The sequence below is a fragment of the Oceanimonas sp. CAM02 genome (assembly GCF_032842915.1).
Lineage (GTDB): Bacteria > Pseudomonadota > Gammaproteobacteria > Enterobacterales > Aeromonadaceae > Oceanimonas > Oceanimonas smirnovii.
The window spans coordinates 170,228-184,659 of sequence record NZ_JAWJBK010000004.1 but is presented as its reverse complement, the minus strand read 5'-3'; the positions used below and the strand labels follow the sequence as shown (position 1 = coordinate 184,659).

15 protein-coding genes are annotated in these 14,432 nt (G+C 56.6%); all 15 read right to left on the bottom strand.

The annotated features are described in order from the left end of the window. Window positions 1-82 precede the first annotated feature (82 nt). Entirely contained in the window at window positions 83-796 is a 714-nt protein-coding gene (locus tag R0I78_RS01215) for an RNA polymerase sigma factor FliA (RefSeq protein ID WP_019933571.1), read from the bottom strand. Continuing rightward, window positions 789-1,634, bottom strand: a complete 846-nt coding sequence (locus R0I78_RS01210) for a MinD/ParA family protein (RefSeq protein WP_156816403.1) — start codon at window positions 1,632-1,634, stop codon at window positions 789-791. The genes R0I78_RS01215 and R0I78_RS01210 overlap by 8 nt, the downstream gene beginning before the upstream one ends. A gap of 34 nt (window positions 1,635-1,668) precedes the next feature. Further along, a complete protein-coding gene (gene flhF, locus R0I78_RS01205) occupies window positions 1,669-3,021 on the bottom strand; it encodes a flagellar biosynthesis protein FlhF (protein ID WP_019933569.1) in 1,353 nt (450 codons plus the stop codon). A gap of 14 nt (window positions 3,022-3,035) precedes the next feature. Further along, window positions 3,036-5,135 carry a flagellar biosynthesis protein FlhA gene (flhA, locus tag R0I78_RS01200; RefSeq protein WP_026344627.1) on the bottom strand — a complete coding sequence of 700 codons (2,100 nt, stop codon included), beginning with the start codon at window positions 5,133-5,135 and terminating at the stop codon, window positions 3,036-3,038. A 125-nt stretch (window positions 5,136-5,260) separates the two neighbouring features. Next, window positions 5,261-6,394 carry a flagellar biosynthesis protein FlhB gene (flhB, locus tag R0I78_RS01195; RefSeq protein WP_317074010.1) on the bottom strand — a complete coding sequence of 378 codons (1,134 nt, stop codon included), beginning with the start codon at window positions 6,392-6,394 and terminating at the stop codon, window positions 5,261-5,263. Between the two features lies 1 nt (window position 6,395). Then, window positions 6,396-7,184 carry a flagellar biosynthetic protein FliR gene (fliR, locus tag R0I78_RS01190; RefSeq protein ID WP_019933566.1) on the bottom strand — a complete coding sequence of 263 codons (789 nt, stop codon included), beginning with the start codon at window positions 7,182-7,184 and terminating at the stop codon, window positions 6,396-6,398. Window positions 7,185-7,346: 162 nt separating this feature from the next. Then, on the bottom strand, window positions 7,347-7,616 hold the full coding sequence (fliQ, locus tag R0I78_RS01185; RefSeq protein WP_019933565.1) for a flagellar biosynthesis protein FliQ: 270 nt from the start codon (window positions 7,614-7,616) through the stop codon (window positions 7,347-7,349). Beyond that, complete coding sequence (fliP, locus tag R0I78_RS01180) at window positions 7,616-8,293, bottom strand: flagellar type III secretion system pore protein FliP (RefSeq protein ID WP_245541363.1); 678 nt, start codon at window positions 8,291-8,293, stop codon at window positions 7,616-7,618. Before fliP ends, fliQ begins: the two co-directional genes overlap by 1 nt. Window positions 8,294-8,427: 134 nt before the next feature. After that, window positions 8,428-8,769 carry a flagellar biosynthetic protein FliO gene (fliO, locus tag R0I78_RS01175; protein WP_317074009.1) on the bottom strand — a complete coding sequence of 114 codons (342 nt, stop codon included), beginning with the start codon at window positions 8,767-8,769 and terminating at the stop codon, window positions 8,428-8,430. Further along, complete coding sequence (fliN, locus tag R0I78_RS01170; protein ID WP_317074008.1) at window positions 8,766-9,182, bottom strand: flagellar motor switch protein FliN; 417 nt, start codon at window positions 9,180-9,182, stop codon at window positions 8,766-8,768. The genes fliO and fliN overlap by 4 nt, the downstream gene beginning before the upstream one ends. Beyond that, the gene (gene fliM, locus R0I78_RS01165) at window positions 9,182-10,237 is read right to left on the bottom strand and encodes a flagellar motor switch protein FliM (protein WP_019933561.1); all 1,056 of its coding nucleotides are present in this window, start codon (window positions 10,235-10,237) and stop codon (window positions 9,182-9,184) included. Before fliM ends, fliN begins: the two co-directional genes overlap by 1 nt. Window positions 10,238-10,244: 7 nt before the next feature. Beyond that, window positions 10,245-10,724, bottom strand: coding sequence for a flagellar basal body-associated FliL family protein (locus R0I78_RS01160; protein ID WP_019933560.1), 480 nt, complete (start codon window positions 10,722-10,724; stop codon window positions 10,245-10,247). Window positions 10,725-10,733: 9 nt separating this feature from the next. Beyond that, the gene (locus R0I78_RS01155) at window positions 10,734-12,608 is read right to left on the bottom strand and encodes a flagellar hook-length control protein FliK (RefSeq protein WP_317074007.1); all 1,875 of its coding nucleotides are present in this window, start codon (window positions 12,606-12,608) and stop codon (window positions 10,734-10,736) included. Window positions 12,609-12,689: 81 nt separating this feature from the next. Next, the gene (gene fliJ / locus R0I78_RS01150; RefSeq protein WP_019933558.1) at window positions 12,690-13,127 is read right to left on the bottom strand and encodes a flagellar export protein FliJ; all 438 of its coding nucleotides are present in this window, start codon (window positions 13,125-13,127) and stop codon (window positions 12,690-12,692) included. Next, window positions 13,127-14,404, bottom strand: a complete 1,278-nt coding sequence (gene fliI / locus R0I78_RS01145; RefSeq protein WP_410506561.1) for a flagellar protein export ATPase FliI — start codon at window positions 14,402-14,404, stop codon at window positions 13,127-13,129. Before fliI ends, fliJ begins: the two co-directional genes overlap by 1 nt. Window positions 14,405-14,432: the final 28 nt, after the last annotated feature.

Here is a 14,432-nt window from a genome sequence, read left to right as displayed (position 1 = left end):
ACCTACTCAAATACAAGTCGGCCATCGCTCCCGTTTCTGAACGGGAATATGACATTTTTTCACATTGACTGCTTGTTCTGTATCAAGCCTGCCATTCTTTAAGACGAGATTTAAGGCGCAGCATGGCCTGACTGTGGATCTGGCTCACACGAGACTCCGACACCGACAGTATGCCGCCGATCTCTTTCAGATTCAGCTCTTCGTCGTAATAAAGTGACAACACCAGCGCCTCACGCTCGGGCAGTCTGCGAATGCCTTCTGCCAGCGCTCGCTGAAAGCGTTCCTTGGCCATGCCGTCAAAGGGGCTGCCGGTATGACTGTGCAACTCGGCCTGTTGCTCGACGCCTTGCTCAAACTCATCCATTTCAAGCAATTTGCCATGATTGACGTCTGCCAGCATGGCGTGATACTGAGTCAGTGAGACACCCAGTTCATCGGCAATTTCCCGATCCTGAGCCGGTCGCCCTTCCCGTCGCTGAATAGTATGCATGGCCTCGGCAATGTGCCGGCCGTTGCGATGCACCGAACGGGGAACCCAGTCGCCCCGGCGGATTTCATCCAGCATGGCACCGCGAATGCGAATACCGGCAAAGGTCTCAAAACTGGCTCCTTTGGAGGCATCGAAGTTTTTCGACGCCTCCAGCAGTCCGACCATGCCGGACTGAATAAGATCATCAAGCAACACACTATCGGGCAGACGGGCCAGCAGATGCTGAGCAATACGCCGCACCAGGCCGGCATGACGCTCTACCAGACTTTGACTTTGATGCTGTGCGTATGCCTGTGCTCTACTCACTCCGTACTCCTTGCTGGTTCATGGCGGGATTACGCAGCAGGCGCTCCACAAAGAACTGCAGGTGCCCTTCGGCCCGGTGCGGAGTGGGCCAGTTCAGCGCTTTGGCGGCCAGCGCCCGTATGGCGATGGCAGAAGGCGACTTGGGATACTGGTTCACTACCAGCGCCTGACGGCGCACCGCCAGACGCAAGTTACCGTCAAAGGGAATGCAGGCAACCAGCTCAAGGGAGGCATCCAGAAACTTGTCGGTGACCCGGGTCAGTTTGGCAAACAGCTCCATACCTTCACGCTGGGTACGCACCATGTTGGCCACAATTTTAAAACGAAATACGCCATGCTCCCGGGACAGCAGCTTAATCAAGGCATAGGCATCGGTAATAGAAGTAGGCTCATCACATACCACCACCAGCACTTCCTGAGACGCCCGGGAAAAGCTTAGCACCATGTCGGAGATGCCGGCGGCGGTATCTACCAGCAACACATCAATGGGCGTCTGCATTTCACTGAACGCACGAATAAGACTGACATGCTCCAGCGGCGACAGCTCGGTCATGGACTGATTGCCCGATGTGGCCGGAATAATGCGAATGCCCTGCGGGCCTTCGACCATTACCTCATCCAGGGTACATTCGCCTCTCAATACATGAGACAGATTGCGCCGGACCCGAATGCCCAGCAGCACATCCACGTTGGCCAGCCCCAGATCGGCATCGAGTACCAATACCCGCTTGCCCTGCGCTGCCATGGCCGAGGCCATGTTCAGGGTAATATTGGTTTTGCCCACGCCCCCTTTGCCGCCAGTGACGGCAATTACCTGCACTCTGTTCATTTTTTGCATAAGCCGCAGTCCGCTTGCCTGGTCATGAAACCAATTAGTCATAGAAACGCGCATCCTCATCGTCGGCGGCTTCCCAATAATAGGGATCTTCACGCTGCTCTACCGCGCCCATTGCCTGCTTGACCAGCTCACCGGCCTTGGCCAGGCGCAGATCTTCCGGTACTCGCTGGCCATCGGTGACATAGCTGATGGGCAAACTGTTCTGAATACTGATATCAAGCACATCCCCCAGCGACAGGCTTTCATCCAGCTTGGTAAGGATGCAGCCGGCCAGTGGAATGCGCCGAAAGTGCTCTACTGCCTCCTGCAGCACTCTGCGCTGGGCGGTAGCCGGCAATACCAGATAATTACGAATGCGGATCTGGCGATCACCGACCAGGGTATCGAGCTGCTCGTTCAGGCGCATATCACGCTGGCCCATGCCGGCGGTGTCAATTAATACCAGACGGCGATGACGTAACTGATAAAGTGCCTGCGCCAGCTCTTCATAGGTGCGTGCCTGCTTGACCGCCACGCCCATAATGCGGCCGTAGGTCTGCAGCTGCTCATGGGCACCGATGCGATAATGATCCGTGGTGATCAGCGCCAGCTGATCGGCACCGTGGCGGGCAGCAAAGCGGGCCGCCAGTTTGGCAATGGTGGTGGTTTTACCCACTCCGGTGGGGCCGAGCAGCGCTACAGCGCCGCCCTGGCGCATAATTTCATCTTCCCCGGTCAGCACCAGCTCGGTCAGGGCGTTTTCAATCTGGGCCCAGGCTTCATGAGGGGCTGCACGCTCATGTACCCGCATGGCCAGCATATCGGCAAAACCATCACTGAAACCAAGCTGGTTCAGTTGTTTAATCACCATGGCGCGCACCGGCTCCCGGCGCTCTACTTCCTGCCACATCAGACCGGATACCTGATGTTCCAGCAGCCGGCGAATACTGGCAATTTCCTGACGCATGGCGTTCAGCTCTTTGTCTTTGGTGCTGTCTTTCTGGCGGCTGCGGCTTTTTTCACCACCGGCAAACAGCGGTGCAGGCGATGGCATCACCGGCTCCCGGCGCGCTTCCGGCTGGCCCCAGTCCACCTGCTCGGCCAGGGTTTTGGGAGACGGTGCTGTGTTGCCACGATTTAACAGCGCCTGCAAGGAGTCAGCCTGCTGCTGCTGGCTGAGTGGCGGAATAAATTGACGGGCCTGCGACGAAATTCTGACATTGTCGTCCGTTAACGGACGCTGCCCCTTATCGACCGGTGTATTGTCGTCATCGTCCACGGCGGCCACAATTTCTATGCCCCCGGACACTTTTTTATTAGACATGATCACCGCATCGGCCCCCAGCTCTTCTTTTACTTCGGCCAGGGCGGCACGCATATCTTTGGCAAAAAACCGTTTAATCTTCATTTATGGCTCTCCCGCTACTGCTGCCCAACTGAAGCCACGATGCGGATTTGGCGATCATCCGGCACTTCCTGATAAGACAGCACCCGCAGACTGGGAATGGTATGTTTTACAAAGCGCGCCAGCGTGGTACGCAGCATGCCTGACGTCAGTAATATGGCCGGCTGGCCTTCCAGCTCCTGGTTGGCAGCAGCCTGCGACAGCGACTGCTGCATGCGCTCTGCCAGCCCCGGCTCTATGCCACTGCCCTGAGCACCACCCGCCTGCAAAGAGTTCTGCAAGATCTGTTCCAGCTCAGGTGCCAGCGTAATAACCGGCAGCTCCCGCTCGGTGCCGGCAATTTCCTGCACCAGAAAGCGGCGCAGAGAAATACGGCAGGCGGCGGTCAGTACTTCCGGATCCTGACTCTTGGGCGCGTATTCGGTGAGGGTCTGCAAAATGGTACGCATGTCCCGAATGGACACCCCTTCGTTCAGCAGGCTCTGCAGCACCTTGGTGACCAGCGCCAGACTGAGCGTATTGGGTACCAGCCCTTCCACCAGCTTGGGCTGAGTGCGGCCCACCTGATCAATCAGGTTCTGTACTTCTTCATGACCCAGCAGCTGAGAGGCATTGTTGGTCAGCAGCTGGCTGAGGTGAGTGGCCACCACGGTGGCGGCATCCACCACTGTGTAACCCAGGCTTTGGGCGTTTTCTATCTGATCCCGGCCAATCCAGGTGGCTTCCAGCCCAAAGGCGGGATCCCGGGTGTCTATGCCCTGCACCGGGCCGAACACCTGACCGGGGTTGATGGCCAGCTCCCGCTCTGGGTAGATATCGGCCACCCCGGAGCTGACCCCCATCAGGGTTATCTGATATTCATTGGGGCTTAACTCCAGATTGTCACGTATGTGCACGGCAGGAATAAGAAAGCCCAGCTCCTGAGACAGCTTTTTGCGCACGCCCTTGATGCGGCTGAGCAGCTCGCCGCCCTGAGACACATCCACCAGACTGATCAGCCGGTAACCCACTTCCAGCCCTATGGTGTCTACCTGGTTTACATCGTCCCAGCTGAGTTCGCGGTTTTCGTTGGCTGCTATCGCCGGTGCCTGAGCATTGCTTTCCTGCTGCTGCTCGGCCTGCTCCTTGCGACGTTTGTGCATCCACCAGGCACCGCCAGCCGCCAGGCCACCCAGCAGCAAAAAGGCAAAATGGGGCATGCCCGGCACCAGTCCCATGGCAATAAGAATGCCGGCAGCAATGGACAGGGAGCGCGGATTGTCAAAAAGCTGACCCAGCATGGCCTGCCCCATGTCTTCCCGGGTATTTTGCCGCGTCACAATTATGGCGGCGGCAATGGACAGCAACAAGGACGGAATCTGCGCCACCAGACCGTCACCTATGGTCAGCAGAGTGTAGACACGCCCTGCTTCACCAAAGCTCAGCTCGTGCTGAGCCATGCCGATAATAAAGCCGCCGATAATATTGATGAACAGGATCATAATGCCGGCAATGGCATCGCCTTTTACAAATTTGGAAGCACCGTCCATGGAACCGTAGAAGTCGGCTTCCTGTGTGACCTCTTCCCGCCGGGTGCGGGCTTCATCCTGATTGATAATGCCGGCATTAAGGTCGGCGTCGATGGCCATCTGTTTACCGGGCATGGCATCCAGGGTAAAGCGGGCGCTCACTTCCGAAATACGGCCGGCACCCTTGGTCACCACCACAAAGTTGATGATCATCAAAATCAGAAAGACGATAAGGCCCACGGCATAGTTGCCGCCAATAACCACAGAGCCAAAGGCCTCAATCACGTTACCGGCAGCGTTGCCTCCCTGATGCCCTTCCAGCAGTACTACCCGGGTAGAGGCCACGTTCAGCGCCAGCCGCAGCAGAGTGGCTACCAGCAAAACGGTGGGAAAGGCGGCAAAGTCGAGAGGGCGCTGGGTATATACCGCCACCAGCAAAACCACCAGTGCCAGAGCAATATTGAACGAAAACAGCACATCCAGCATTAATGCCGGAATGGGCAGCACCACCATGGCCAGTGCCGCCAGCACCAGCAAAGGCGTACCCATGCCCGAATGTAACCAACGGGTCCACTGTTTAGCCTGAGAAAGCCTTGCCCTTAACTCCATGACACTCGCTGCGGTTTATTGATAGTGGCGGTGAGAATGCAAGAAGTGCGCCATAAATTTACAGGGACTGGGGCCGATTCTAATCCCTAATCCCTAATCCCTAATCCCTAATCCCTTTAAGTCAATCACACCCGGTATTCATCGGGAATGGGCAAGTCGTCTTTCAGCGGCACTGGTTTATTGCCCTGCCCTTTGCGCCAGGCGTTCAGCTGGAACACATAGGCCAGGATCTGGGCCACCGCCACAAAGAGACCGTCGGGAATTTCCCGATCCAGCTTGGTGGAAAAGTACACGGCCCGGGCCAGCGCCGGAGAAGAAATAACCGGCACCTTATATTCCCGGGCTATTTCCCGGATTTTAAGGGCCACTTCATCCAGCCCCTTGGCCACCACTACCGGAGCCGAGCCGGGTTTATCCTTGTCGTAGCGCAGGGCCACTGAGAAATGGGTGGGGTTGACCACCACCACATCGGCGGTGGGCACTTCCGCCATCATGCGGCGGTTGGCCATTTCCTGCTGCAGACGGCGAATACGGCTTTTTACCTCGGGCTTGCCCTCGGTATTTTTGTATTCATCTTTTATTTCCTGCAGGGTCATTTTCAGCTGGCGGGTGTGGTTCCACACCTGAAACGGCACATCAATGGCAACAATGGGCAGCAGCGCCAGACACAAACCCAGCCCCATCCACAGCAAAAGCTCCAGTGCGTCTTTCATGGCCAGGTTCAGGGTTTCACTGCTTAAACGCAGAATATTGTCGAATTGCCCCCACAGCAACCAGATGGCAATGGTGGCAATGAACACCACCTTGGCGATGGATTTTAACAACTCCACCAGTGCCTGCACGCCAAACATGCGTTTGATACCACTCATGGGACTGAGCCGGTTCCATTTTGGCATCATGGCCTGGGTACTAAAGTTAAAGCCCCCCAGCAGGCTGTTACCCACCAGGGCGGCCACCAGCACTACCGCAAACATGCCCAGCAACGGCCACATGATGCCGCCAATGGCCGAGGCCAGCGCCGGCATCATGGTTTCGGGATCGAAAATGGCGGCCCGCTCCAGTTCAAAGCTGGCGGCAAACACCGCCGACATGGCGGTACCCAGTGCGTCTCCCAGCATGAACAGTGCGGCCGCGGCACTAAGCAGCACCGCGGCCGTGCCCAGCTCCTTGGAACGGGGGATCTGGCCTTTTTCACGGGCTTGCCGAAGCCGTTGCTCCGTGGGCTGTTCTGTTCTTTCCTGACCGTCCGACTCTGCCATATCAGCCTCCTTCGCAGGTCAGTCTCAGGGTGTCGCACATCACCAGTTGCAGGCGTAACCACTGATTCTCGAAATGATCCATAAAGCCGCCCAGGGTCAGCCACATAATAAACAAGCCGCACACCATGCTGATGGCAAAACCCACGCTGAAAATATTCAGCTGGGGTGCCGCCCGGGTCATGACCCCAAAGCTGAAGTTAATCAGCAGCATGGCCACAATGGCCGACAGAGCCATGGCCACCGCTGCCTGAAACAGCAGGGTAAGCAGGCTCGCCAGGTTTTGCCAGTCACCCACGCTAAAGCCACTTGCCGATACCGGCACAGAAGTAAAACTGAGTACGATGGCTTCTATCATCACCAGATGACCGTCCAGCGCCAGAAACAGCAAGGTGCCCAGCATCAAATAAAGCTGGCCCACCACGGGCGCAGACTGGCCATTGAGTGGATCCACCATGGAGGCAAAGCCCAGACTGGTTTGCATGGCGATGATCTGACCGGCGGTCACAAAGGTCTGCAGCAAAAACTGCGATAACAAACCAATCACGGCACCAATCAGTACCTGCTGTATGCTCACCAGAAACCCTTCCACCGAAAACAGCTCCACCGCCGGCATGGCCGGCAGCACAGGGGCCACGGCAATGGTGATGGCCACCGCCAGCAGCAGGCGCACATACACAGGCGTGAGGTTGGCACCAAACATCACCATGGTCATCATCAACCCGGCAATGCGAAACAGCGGCCAGAGGTAGGACGACAGCCATTGCATCAGCTCGGCAGTGGTGTAGTTCAAACAAACTCCTGAAAAGAAAGCTATAAGCCGTAAGCTGTCAGCTTTAAGCAGCCCGAGTCGTTGGTAAGCCTTCAGTTATAAACTCAATTTGTGAGCAAAACTCAGTTCCCGCAAACAATCGGGATTGTCTTACAGCTTACGGCTTAAAGCTTATGGCTGAAGTTAACCGATGACCTGTGGTATCAGCTCTGTGAGTTCATGAAAGTAGTCAATCAGCATGCCAAAGCCCCAGTGCGCTCCTACCGCCAGCGCCCCCAGAGTGACCAGCAGGCGGGGCAGAAAGCTTAAGGTTTGTTCATTAATGGAGGTGGCCGCCTGAAAAATGGAAACCATTAACCCTATCGCCAGACTGGGAAAGATCACCGCCGACACCAGCACGGTCACCAGCCAGAGGGCGCTGCGAAACAGGTCAACGAAGGTTTCCGGGCTCATCAGTTTGCTCCCAGTCCAAAGCTGGTAGCCAGGGTGCCCATAATCAGGTTCCAGCCGTCCACCAGCACAAACAGCATCAGCTTAAAGGGCAGCGATATCAGCATGGGCGACAGCATCATCATCCCCATGGCCATCAGAATACTGGCCACCACCAGATCAATCACCAGAAAGGGCAAAAACAGCATAAAGCCGATTTGAAAGGCGGTTTTCAGCTCGCTGGTGACAAAGGCCGGAATCAGTACTCTGAGTGGCACTTCTGCTTCGTTGTTTACCTGCACATTGGCAATATTCAAAAAGGTGTCGAGATCCTTTACCCGGGTCTGGGTCAGCATAAAATCACGAATGGGCTGCTCGGCGCGGGTGAGCGCTTCCTTTGAGCCGATTTCTTCCGCCAGGTAGGGCTGCAGCGCCTCGGCGTTTACCCGGTCGAGCACCGGCGACATAATAAAAAAGGACAGAAACAGACTGATGCCAATCAGCACCTGATTGGACGGGCTTTGCTGCAGGCCCAGGGCCTGCCGCAGAATGGACAGCACCACAATAATACGGGTGAAGGAGGTCATCATAATAACGATGGCAGGCAAAAACGACAGTGCCGTCATTAATGCCAGCACCTGCAGAGTTAAGCTGTATTCCTGACTGCCGTCGGCATTGGTGGTGACCGTCACCGCTGACATGCCCTGCTGAGCCAGTGCCGGCGTGGCCAGCAGCAGTAACAATGGCAAAAAATAGCGAATGCGGCTCACAGGCGTTCCTTATTCATTTATTTGCTCCGACGATTCCCAACAACCCTATTCCCTGCTCCCTATTCCTACGGGGTATTCCCTACGCCCTGTTTTTCAGGTACTTCCAGTGGCTGCTCCAGCTTGCCCAGGTGGCTGATATTCTGCGGCGTAATACCCAGCAGCACCTGCTCCTTGCCTACCTGCACTACCACCAGTTTTTCCTTGTGGCCCAGGGCCAGGCTGGACACCACTTTCAGCTGGCGGTTACCGCCCAGCGCCGGCAGCTTGAGCCGGCGCAGCAACTGCCCCAGCGCCAGCAGCAGGCCAATGACCAGCGCCGATGACAGCGCCCAGGAACTCCAGTCAATTTCAGGGCCGCCCTGGGCATAAGCCGGTGCCGCCATCAATAACAACAGCAGAATTCTCATTTCAGCTTTTTAATCCGCTCGGTCTGGCTGATCACATCGGTAAGGCGAATACCGAACTTGTCGTTCACCACCACTACTTCGCCGTGAGCAATCAGGGTGCCGTTCACCATCACATCCAGCGGCTCACCGGCCAGCCGGTCCAGCTCTACCACAGATCCCTGGTTAAGCTGCAGCAGGTTACGAATGCTGATCTGGCTGCGGCCCACTTCCATGGAAATGGTGACCGGAATATCCAGAATGGTGTCGAGCTTGCGCCGTTCTTCCTGAGTGATGGGATCTTTGCCATCGTTGCTGAAGTCATCCAGCTCGGCTTTTTTAACCTCACTTTGCTCCTGCTCCGCTATGGCGTCGCCCCAGATATCATCCAGCTCGCTTTGATCGAGTTGGTCACCTTGATCGTTCTGCTCGCTCATTATGCGTCCTCAATGGTTCTTTCCAGTTCTTCCAGCTCGGCTTCGCCATCAATGCGCACGCCGCGGCGGGTGACTTCTTGCAATTCAGTTTTAACGGTTTCGGGCCGTTTGATTTTTTCGGTAATGCGAATGGCCATTTTTTCCTGCGACCGGCCCAGCTGCGCTCTGAAGGTGGGCAGCTCTTCCACTGACACCAGCAAGTGCTCGGGCATTTCAATGGGAATAATATCGCCCGCCTGCCAGTCCATGATATTGCGCAGGGTGACTTCCTTCTCCAACAGACGGGTGGACATTTCCACTTCCACATCGAGAATTTCATCCCGCAGGGCTTTGCCCCAGCGCAGGTCATTTTCGCCCTTGTCGCTCTGCACGCCGGCATCCAGCAACTCACGAATGGGCTCCAGCATGCCGTAAGGCAGGGTAACGTGAAAGTCACCGCCGCCGCCGTCAAGGTCGATATGAAAGGAGCTGACCACCACCACTTCGGTGGGGCTGACAATGTTGGCCATGGTGGGGTTCACCTCTGAGTCGAGGTATTCAAACTCCACGTCCATCACCGGTGCCCAGGCCTCTTTGTAGTCTTCAAATACCAGCTTGAGCAGCAGCTGAATGACCCGGCGCTCGGTGGGAGTAAATTCCCGGCCTTCAATTTTGGCATGACGACCGTCACCACCAAAAAAGTTATCCACCAGAATAAACACCAATCTGGCTTCCATGGTGACCAGACCTATGCCCTTGAGCGGGCGAAAGCGCACCATGTTCAGGCTGGTGGGCAGAAACAAGGAATGTACATATTCGCCGTATTTAATTACCTGCACGCCATTAATGGAGACCTCAGCGGTGCGGCGCATCATATTAAACAGGCTGATGCGCATATGGCGGGCAAAACGCTCATTCACCATTTCCAGGGTCGGCATTCGGCCCCGGACAATGCGATCCTGTGAAGAGAAGTCAAAGGAGGCGACGCCTCCTTCTTCTTTCACTTCTTCTTCTTTGACATCGTCGGCTCCGTGTAACAGAGCATCGATTTCATCCTGGGATAACAGATCGCTCACAGCTCACCTATTGCATCACTATGCTGGTAAATAACACTTTTTCAAATAACCGCTTTTCCAGTACTTCGGCAGTGGCGTAATTCAGCTCATTAAGCGCCTCTTCACGCAGTGCCTTTTTATTGGCGGCCGTCAGATAATTGTCGGCGGTTTGACGGCTGAATACATCCAGCAGAGTGCTTTCCAGCAGTGGCAGATGCTGTCGGGCCAGCTCGGCATTGGCTTCTCCACGCACCATTAATTGAGCTTCAATCTGCACCAGCCGATCTCGCCGGCCACCGGGCACGCTGAAGGTAAAGGGCTGTGACAGGCTGACATACATGGCCTGATCACTATTATTATCCTGCTCTGCTACCGGCGCTTCTTCTGCACCCGATATCAGCAACCAGGCGGTCGCTCCGCCTGCTCCCGCCAGCACGAGCAAAAGCAAAATCCAGACCAGCTTGCGTTTATACCATGCCACCTTGGGAATGGTGAGGTTCTCTGCCATTAAGTGTCCTTATGCAAAAAAGTCGATACCACCTTCATGCAATGTTCTGCCCGCTGAATATTGAGTGAAGCCTGCTTCATCATCGTTCGGGCCCTGCTCAAACGAGGATGAATTATGCCCATTTTCCCGGCCGGTTGCACCCTGCCCCTGGTTACCATTTTGCGCTGTATTCTGTTGCTGACCGGCAAAGCTGCCCACCTGCCCCTGTCCCAGCTGAATACCTTGTTGCTGAAGCATATCACGCAGGCGCGGCATGGCCTGCTCCAGCATATCCCGGGCCTGCGCATGCTGAGCCTGGATCTGCATGCTCACTTCGCCCTGCTCGAATTTGAGCTGAATGCGGATGCCGCCAAGTTCGGACGGGTTAAGACGAATATCTGCCTCCTGCAGCTCCTGATTCACCATTACCTGCACCTGCTGGCTCAGCTGGCGGGCATTTTGCTCCGGCGCGGCCTGATGCAGATTGAGCGCCCGCTCCAGCTGAGGCTGAGCTGCGCGCTCGGGGGCCGCGGCTTCACGGGTGGCGGTAATGGCAGCGGTTTGCTGCAGTGGCTGGATCTCGTTTTTTTCGGCCTGGTGAGCGCCTGACTGCACCGCCCCTGCCAGCGCGTCAGCCAGTTTCTCGCCACGGCTGGCATCTTCATCGCGGCTTTCACCATCAGTTCCGGCATCGGCTGATGCTTTTTCGGTGATTGGTGAACTCAGACTCTCAGTGTTTTGTTCTGCCACTGTGGTGTCGGCCTTGCTCTCGGTGCTGCCCTGCTGCGACCAGCGCCGGCCATGCTCAATTTGTGCCAGCCAGTTGGGTGTGCCCGCCGGCTCCTTCGGTGCCTGAGTAGTTTCCTGCCGGGGCGCGGTTTGATTAGCGCTGTCCGGCTCCTGTTCGTGCTGCGGCGGCGCATTTAGCTCCGGCTCGGCTGCTGATACTGACAGCGATTGTGTGGCAGCCGGCTGCTGTTGCGCGGCTTGTGGCGGAACGGCCTGTACTTGTGACGCAGGTTGCTGTGCCGGCTGAGATTGAGCGGTTGAAGCCTGAGACGCTGGCAGCCGCTGAGCCGTCTGGGCTTCAGGCTCTGCCGGCTCCCCAGCGGGTGCTGAACCCTGAGGCACAGCCGTCGCTATTGGTTGTGTTTTGAGTTGTTTTTGTGCTTTGGGTTCTGCTTTTGCTTGTTCGGCGGCATCCGTTTGGATGGCAGCGGCTTGAGAGTTCAGTTTGTGCACTTCAATGGCGGCCTCTTTGGCATCGCTCAATTTTATATCGTCATTTTTTATTTGCATGTTATCAGCTGCCGGTACGCTATCCCGGGCTGGTTTGGTGTCAGCCTGGTTCACCACAGCTGCTTTGACGGGTGCATCTTTAACCGCCGACTCACTCTTTGCAGCCGGCTGGTTATCGCTTTCTGCCGATGCGGCTGGAGCTTCACCTTTTACGTTCTGTATGTTGGTATTTTCCGAGCGCGTACTGCTTGCTTGAGCGTCCGGCTCGCTCTTGCTCTGTAATGACGCTGACGCTTGCTGCTGCACCGCCACCGGTATTGCCGCTGCCGGCACCAAATTGCCGCTCTGCAGCGTATCGGCCCTCAGCTCTTCCTCGGGCTTGTCATGCTTCTGCTCTGCCGTCGCACCGGCCGGCTTGTCTGCTTCCTCTTCAGGTTCGGCTTTCACCTTGATATCAGCCTCTTTTGGCGTCGTCTCGCCCTGCTCTGAACCGGCCACTTCCTGTTTGTCTGCAGATTCATTGCCAGCCTGTGCTTGCTGGCCTGCACCGGTTTCGGCGCTTTCCAGCAGTTCGGCAAAGTTAACCCCTTCACCATCGGCTTTGGGCTGCAACAGGGAGCCGGCAGAACTCACAGTGCTGGCAAAGGCAGGAATAATTGTGGTCATACAGAGTCACCTGATTAAAAGTGTGGCCACCGGGCGCACCCGCTGATACGGGTAATATGCAATATATGAGCCAAAGGGGAATTACATGGGTTTGCGGTGGTAACGGTAGATGGCGAGGTTATCGAGCATTTTCTGCTCCTGGCGGGCGGCTTCCTGCTTTTTGCGCCCGGCTTCGCGCTCCATCAGTTTGGCAATGGCTTGCTTACGGGCACGCACCGCCAGCCAGGCATCGCGACTTTGGGTTAATTGCTCCCGGGCCTGTTGCAGGCCTTGCTGCTGTTGCTGCTGGGCCACTTCCAATTTGTCGATAAAGCCGCGAAAGTGGCCAAACTGGTGTGCTTCCAGCCCGCTCTGCCCCCGTTGCTGAAACGTCTGCACATACTGACGCTGATACTGACTCAGTGTTTGCAGCTGTTGCTCCATCTGCTGCAGTTGCAGCTGGGCAATATTCAGCTCGGCAGCGGCCTTGCGCTCTTCGCCGTCCAGCTGCTCCAGCAGCAAATTCAAAGCCCGGCTCATCAGCCTGCCCTCAGCAGCGGCATGGCGACCACTTCAAGCTCTTTGAGACAGGCCTCATAGTCAAATACGTCTGTCATGCTCTGAGTTAAAAAACGCTCCAGCCGGGGCCGTATGGTAATGGCCATATCCAAGCGTGGATCAGCCCCGCTCTTGTAGGCACCCAGGTTAATCAGATCATGATTTTGCTGATAAAGCGCATAAGCCTGCTTGACTGCCCGCGCCTGCTGCTGATGCTCTGGTGTGGTCACTGCCGTCATTACCCGGCTGATGGACTTTTCAATATCGATGGCGGGATAGTGGCCGCTGTCGGCCAGTTGCCGTGATAACACAATATGACCATCGAGAATGGCGCGGGCAGCATCGGCAATCGGATCCTGCAGATCGTCCCCTTCGGTGAGCACGGTAAAAAAGGCGGTAATGCCTCCCTGCCCTTCGGCACCGTTGCCGGCCCGCTCCACCAGTGCCGGCAGTCTGGCAAACACTGACGGCGGATAGCCCTTGCTGGCCGGCGGCTCTCCTACTGCCAGGGCAATTTCCCGCTGGGCCTGGGCATAGCGGGTAAGGGAGTCCATCAGTAGCAAGACGTTCAGGCCCTGGTCCCGGTAATATTCCGCCAGGGTAAGCGCGGTTTCGCAGCCTTTCAGGCGCATCAAGGGTGAGGCATCTGCCGGCGCTGCCACCACCACAGCCCGGGCCCGGCCTTCTTCTCCCAGAATTTCATCAATAAACTCTTTGACTTCCCGGCCCCGTTCACCAATCAGGCCCACAATCACCACATCGGCTTTTGCTCCCCGGGTCATCATGCCCAGCAACACACTTTTGCCCACACCAGAGCCGGCAAACAGCCCCATACGCTGGCCTTGTCCTACCGTCAGCACTGAGTTAATGGCTCGCACGCCCACATCCATGGGAGTTTTGATCGGTTTACGGGACATGGGGTTAATGGGCCGGGATAAGAAATCAGCAGTGGTGCCGGTATTGATGGGACCCAGGCCGTCCAGCGGTTCACCGATGCCATTAATCACCCTGCCCAGCAGTGCCATGCCCACGGGCACGCCGTTACCGTCGCCTGCCGGTGTGACTCTGGCACCGGGAATCACTCCTTTCAGGGATTCGCTGGGCATAAGATAGAGTTTGTCATCAGCAAAACCCACCACCTCGGCGTCCATTTCACCAAACTGGGTTTGCACCTTGCACTGACTGCCCACGGCAGCGGTGCAGCCCACCGCTTCCAGTGTCAATCCCACCACCCGGGTGAGTTTGCCACTGGCAGCCATGGCCGGAGCCAGACCGGCACACTGATAG

Excerpts from the sequence above, each read along its gene's own strand:
- fliQ (WP_019933565.1), bottom strand. The coding sequence starts at position 7,616 with ATGAGCCCGGAAACCTTCGTTGACCTGTTTCGCAGCGCCCTCTGGCTG.
- fliN (WP_317074008.1), bottom strand. The coding sequence starts at position 9,182 with ATGAGCGAGCAGAACGATCAAGGTGACCAACTCGATCAAAGCGAGCTG.
- flhF (WP_019933569.1), bottom strand. The coding sequence starts at position 3,021 with ATGAAGATTAAACGGTTTTTTGCCAAAGATATGCGTGCCGCCCTGGCC.
- fliP (WP_245541363.1), bottom strand. The coding sequence starts at position 8,293 with ATGTCAGCGGTGACGGTCACCACCAATGCCGACGGCAGTCAGGAATAC.
- flhA (WP_026344627.1), bottom strand. The coding sequence starts at position 5,135 with ATGGAGTTAAGGGCAAGGCTTTCTCAGGCTAAACAGTGGACCCGTTGG.
- fliJ (WP_019933558.1), bottom strand. The coding sequence starts at position 13,127 with ATGAGCCGGGCTTTGAATTTGCTGCTGGAGCAGCTGGACGGCGAAGAG.
- flhB (WP_317074010.1), bottom strand. The coding sequence starts at position 6,394 with ATGGCAGAGTCGGACGGTCAGGAAAGAACAGAACAGCCCACGGAGCAA.
- fliI (WP_410506561.1), bottom strand. The coding sequence starts at position 14,404 with ATGGCTGCCAGTGGCAAACTCACCCGGGTGGTGGGATTGACACTGGAA.
- R0I78_RS01155 (WP_317074007.1), bottom strand. The coding sequence starts at position 12,608 with ATGACCACAATTATTCCTGCCTTTGCCAGCACTGTGAGTTCTGCCGGC.
- fliO (WP_317074009.1), bottom strand. The coding sequence starts at position 8,769 with ATGAGAATTCTGCTGTTGTTATTGATGGCGGCACCGGCTTATGCCCAG.
- R0I78_RS01160 (WP_019933560.1), bottom strand. The coding sequence starts at position 10,724 with ATGGCAGAGAACCTCACCATTCCCAAGGTGGCATGGTATAAACGCAAG.
- R0I78_RS01210 (WP_156816403.1), bottom strand. The coding sequence starts at position 1,634 with ATGCAAAAAATGAACAGAGTGCAGGTAATTGCCGTCACTGGCGGCAAA.